Origin of the sequence: Bacillus cereus group sp. BfR-BA-01355 (assembly GCF_022663675.1) — a bacterium.
GTDB lineage: Bacteria > Bacillota > Bacilli > Bacillales > Bacillaceae_G > Bacillus_A > Bacillus_A thuringiensis_S.
Genome location: NZ_JAKUFY010000211.1, coordinates 1 through 4091, shown reverse-complemented (window position 1 = coordinate 4091; position 4091 = coordinate 1). Strand labels below are relative to the sequence as shown.

The following is a 4091-nucleotide window of genomic DNA, read 5'->3' as shown; positions in this document are numbered from 1 at the left end:
CACCAAAGGTTCCAAAAGAAACTAAATAACCTGAGTCCATATAAATATAGAACTCAGGTTGCTTAGTTGTGTTTTTTGAATACTGTCTACTTGACAGGGGTCACTTCAACAAGAGTGTCTTATTTCATTATTGTTGATATAGCCTGCTTATAAATAAGCTGTTGTTTTCCATCCACTAATATTAAAACTGTAAATTTATCTACTCCAACAACTTCTCCTACTATTCTAACGCCACTCTTTAAGAAAATTGTAACTGTACCTTTTTCTTCTTTTATTTGTTTATACAATTCTTCCTGTAAATGTTCCAATTACTGTCCTCTCCTTCTCGTGAAACATCTTAATATAAAAAACTATAAATTTTTTATTTATGCACTTTGTCTTTTCCATTCATAAACTTATTAATTAGTATATCTAAATCTCGGCTAAATAACAAAACTTTATCATGATCCAATCCGTGTCTCGCAACAAGTTGAATTAACTCTTTCTTTTTGTTTTCTATTTTATTTTGTAATTGTCCCATCTCCATCTCTATACTAAAACTCCCTTTTCCCATAATATTACTTGTAAAATTATAGTACATATTCTCTCATAAAAAAATAAAAAAATGGTTTTTTTTACAATTTTTTATTTTTTTATGCCTAAATTACGAATCACGTAAAGGTTCATTTACAAATCACTAACATACAATCCTAATGAATCTACAGGCATTTGTCTAATTATAAATGAGACTGGCTCGTTTTCTATACAAAAAACATACTGTATATAGTAGTCCATGAACCATATAGATTAACTTACTAAAAAGGAGGAAAACATATGAGTTATGGTGGAAGTTGCGCTGGTTTCGGCGGTGGATTTGCTTTGCTTATCGTACTATTCATCCTTCTAATCATCATCGGATGTAGCTGTTGGGGTGGCGGCGGATACGGATATTAATATATCCTATCCTTGACAAATGAACTAAAAACTATAGAAAAACAGCTCATATTTGAGCTGTTTTTTTCATACTTTCGTATGAATTTATATCCCTCTTATTTGCGATTTCAACTAACAAAATATCGTTTAATATGGAATAAGAAACATTTTTCACTGATATAAAAGATCGTTATACATACATATTACAAACAAAAATTATTTTAACATTAATTCTTGTCGGCATTTCATGGGGCATTATTGGAGGCGCTTATCAGCTACTCCTAACGATCTATGCCGAGAGAATTTTCCACACTAACATTGGAATTTTATATACAGTTCAAGGCATTGGGCTTATGATTGGAAGCCTCCTCGTTAATCTTTATATGTCTCATAATAAAGAAAAAATGAAAAAAGTATTCGGTTGAGCCTAATTATTACAAGGAATTTTCTTTCTCGGATTCATTCTATCCGATCAACTCATTATCGGTATCGTTACTTTATTCTGTATGCGCATAGCAGGAGGAATCCTCGTTCCACTTGATACGACATTACTTCAAACTTACACACACGAAAATATGATGGGTAAAGTTTTTTCATTCCATTATTCCGTTTACGGATCTCTTATTCAGTTATCTATGTTTTTTACAGGAGGGCTGTTAGAAATTCTTTCTCCTCAAATAATTGGCAGTTTATTAGCTACATGCTGTATTTTTGTAAATTTTATATGGCTTTTCTTGTTTATCGCGGGGATCTCAGTGAATAATCTAATGATAATCAATAGATTTTAATCCCATTCATTATTTGTTTCCCAATAATAAAATTGCTTAAAAATGTCAGTCTAATTTTTTAGTTAATGATCCTTATATGGCAACACTATTTGAGAAAAAACTAGATATTTATGTTAAAATATAAATAAGTTTGTGAAAGTTTGCACTTAAATAAGAGACTTCAACTAGTTAAACTTGATTAAAGAGGAGGGCTGTTTTGGGTATCACATTCATTTTCATATGTATTATATTAGTGGCTTCTATTCTGCAAGCAAGTACAGGTTTTGGCTTTTCCATAATGGCAACCCCTTTCTTACTTATGTTATTTTTACCACAAGAAGCTATACAAATAAACATTATTTTATCTTTAATTATCTCCATTTCACTCATTTGGAAAATAAGAATGGACGTTGATTTTGTTCTACTGAAAAGGTTTATTTTGGGAAGTATAGTTGGTGTACCTTTTGGTATTTTAATCTTCATTTCCGTTAACATAAACACTTTTAAATTAGCAGTTAGCATCCTACTCTTACTATTAACATTGTTGCTAATATGCAAAGTTAAGGTTAGATCAACACAATCTAGAGATTTCATAGTTGGTGGATTATCTGGTCTTTTAACGACAAGTATCGGTATGCCAGGTCCTCCCCTGTTACTTTATTTTACAGGAACTGATACTGAAAAAGAGAAGTTAAGAGCAACTACATTAGCTTTTTATCTGTTTATATATTTCATTAGTCTAGTAACTCAAATACTCTTTACTGGCACAAACAAAACCATTTGGGAATCAAGTTTTTATGCCATTCCAATTTTATTTTTAGGTTTGTTTATAGGTCAAATTATTTTCAAATGGCTTAATCAACGGATTTTTAAAATATTTACGTATATCCTTTTAAGTTGTACGGGTATGTATCTTCTTATTGAAAGTTTGCATTTATTATAGAAGTTGCTTTAGGTTATGCATTAAGAATTAGGTTTCGAATGAAATATCATGATATATTTTTAAACGTGATAACGATAAAAAGCGGCTATTATGCCGCTTTTTACATTATCAAATTGGTCGATATTAAACCAAATGACAGTAAATACATCGTTATAACAATCATCCACATATTGTTTTTCAATAGGGGTACTTAATGATTTATGAATAATGTACAAAATTAATTTTCCATATTGATCAATCACTTCTTTCAAAGCATCTTGATCATGTTTTTTCATAGCTATAATTAAATCCTCTTCAGAATTGAAAATCATAAGCATCTTCCTTCCTCAGTTCCCCTTTAGCAGCTGCTTTTACTTACTATTGGCATTTCATTCTCTTTTTCTATCACTTTTGTAAAAAATTATTAATTTTTATTTCTATGTATATGATAACAAACAAAATACCTAAGTTCAGAAAGAATAAAGAACTTTCTGGCCTTAGGTATTTCTCCTTCCAAAAAAGGCAAACCCACATCACAGGTTTGCCTCTTTACTCACTTCTTATTTAAACCTTTTTCACTTAAAAACTCTTTCATATGCATTCTTTTTTCTTTGGACATAAATGAACTCATTGATTCCGCCCACGTTACGTTTTTTTGATTTGATGATCTTTCTTTGTAATACGCGCTCATCGTTTCATCATATTCATTTAGTAATTCATCATATTTCTGTTCATTATATCCATTTTCATGAAGAACTGCTGCTACTGGTAAACGTGGTTTAACTCCATGTTCTTCATCTGGTACACCGACTGTCATTCCGAATACAGGATATACTTTATCCGGTAAATGAAGCAATTCGCTCACTTCTCTCGGATTATTACGAATACCACCAATATAACAAATACCGTAGCCTAATGACTCTGCCGCTAGTGCTAAGTTTTGCGCAAAAAGTGATGCATCTACCGTCGCAACGATAAAGTCTTCTACTCCCTCATGCTTTATCTCTGTACCATGTTTTTCACATGCAATTTCAAGTCGTTTTAAATCTGCACAACAAATAAAAAATGCTGCACAGTCTTTCACATGGCGATTTCCGGATAGCTCTGCTAGTTTAGCTTTTAATTCCTGATCTGTTACATATATAACAGAATACGCCTGTACAAAATGTGATGAAGCTGCATGTTGTGCAGCGTGCACCATCTTTTCTACTACATCTTTCGGAATTGATTCTTCTTTATATTTACGAACTGAAACATGTTGCTCCATCTTATGTATCATCTCATTCATGAAAATCACTCCTTTTTTCTCTTCATAATGAAAAATTAACATATCTTTTTCAATATTCACAACTTATAAGCACAAAAAGAGCAATTCTTTTTGAACTGCACCCCAATTGTTAGACACAGTCTAACAATTGGAGGTGCAGTTTTTCTATGGCTAAATTTACAGCTGATGAAAAAATACAAATCGTTCTACGTTATTTGAACGG

At 31.4% G+C, this 4091-nt stretch carries 6 protein-coding genes and 1 pseudogene; 3 read left to right on the top strand and 4 right to left on the bottom strand.

What is annotated here, in order from left to right; genetic code table 11:
• Positions 1 to 119: 119 nt before the first annotated feature.
• Together hfq and MR167_RS30780 are read right to left on the bottom strand one after the other, a co-directional pair.
• Positions 120 to 308, bottom strand: coding sequence for an RNA chaperone Hfq (gene hfq / locus MR167_RS30785; protein ID WP_000400665.1), 189 nt, complete (start codon positions 306 to 308; stop codon positions 120 to 122).
• 53 nt (positions 309 to 361) lie between these two features.
• On the bottom strand, positions 362 to 580 hold the full coding sequence (locus MR167_RS30780) for an aspartyl-phosphate phosphatase Spo0E family protein (protein WP_000291690.1): 219 nt from the start codon (positions 578 to 580) through the stop codon (positions 362 to 364).
• Between the two features lie 233 nt (positions 581 to 813).
• Here MR167_RS30780 and MR167_RS30775 point away from each other — a divergent pair, with 233 nt between their 5' ends.
• The 3 genes and pseudogenes from MR167_RS30775 (at position 814) to MR167_RS30765 (ending at position 2622) form a co-directional block, all read left to right on the top strand.
• Positions 814 to 933, top strand: a complete 120-nt coding sequence (locus MR167_RS30775; protein WP_000120179.1) for a YjcZ family sporulation protein — start codon at positions 814 to 816, stop codon at positions 931 to 933.
• 140 nt (positions 934 to 1073) lie between these two features.
• Positions 1074 to 1700: pseudogene (locus MR167_RS30770) on the top strand (MFS transporter); the annotation flags it as partial.
• A gap of 196 nt (positions 1701 to 1896) precedes the next feature.
• Complete coding sequence (locus tag MR167_RS30765) at positions 1897 to 2622, top strand: sulfite exporter TauE/SafE family protein (protein ID WP_017762963.1); 726 nt, start codon at positions 1897 to 1899, stop codon at positions 2620 to 2622.
• A 59-nt stretch (positions 2623 to 2681) separates the two neighbouring features.
• Here the strand turns inward: MR167_RS30765 and MR167_RS30760 are convergent, their stop codons facing one another.
• A complete protein-coding gene (locus MR167_RS30760) occupies positions 2682 to 2933 on the bottom strand; it encodes a hypothetical protein (protein WP_003300677.1) in 252 nt (83 codons plus the stop codon).
• Positions 2934 to 3154: 221 nt separating this feature from the next.
• Entirely contained in the window at positions 3155 to 3889 is a 735-nt protein-coding gene (nfsA, locus tag MR167_RS30755) for an oxygen-insensitive NADPH nitroreductase (RefSeq protein ID WP_242316189.1), read from the bottom strand.
• Positions 3890 to 4091: the final 202 nt, after the last annotated feature.

Excerpts from the sequence above, each read along its gene's own strand:
- MR167_RS30780 (WP_000291690.1), bottom strand. The coding sequence starts at position 580 with ATGTACTATAATTTTACAAGTAATATTATGGGAAAAGGGAGTTTTAGT.
- MR167_RS30775 (WP_000120179.1), top strand. The coding sequence starts at position 814 with ATGAGTTATGGTGGAAGTTGCGCTGGTTTCGGCGGTGGATTTGCTTTG.
- MR167_RS30760 (WP_003300677.1), bottom strand. The coding sequence starts at position 2,933 with ATGATTTTCAATTCTGAAGAGGATTTAATTATAGCTATGAAAAAACAT.
- nfsA (WP_242316189.1), bottom strand. The coding sequence starts at position 3,889 with ATGAATGAGATGATACATAAGATGGAGCAACATGTTTCAGTTCGTAAA.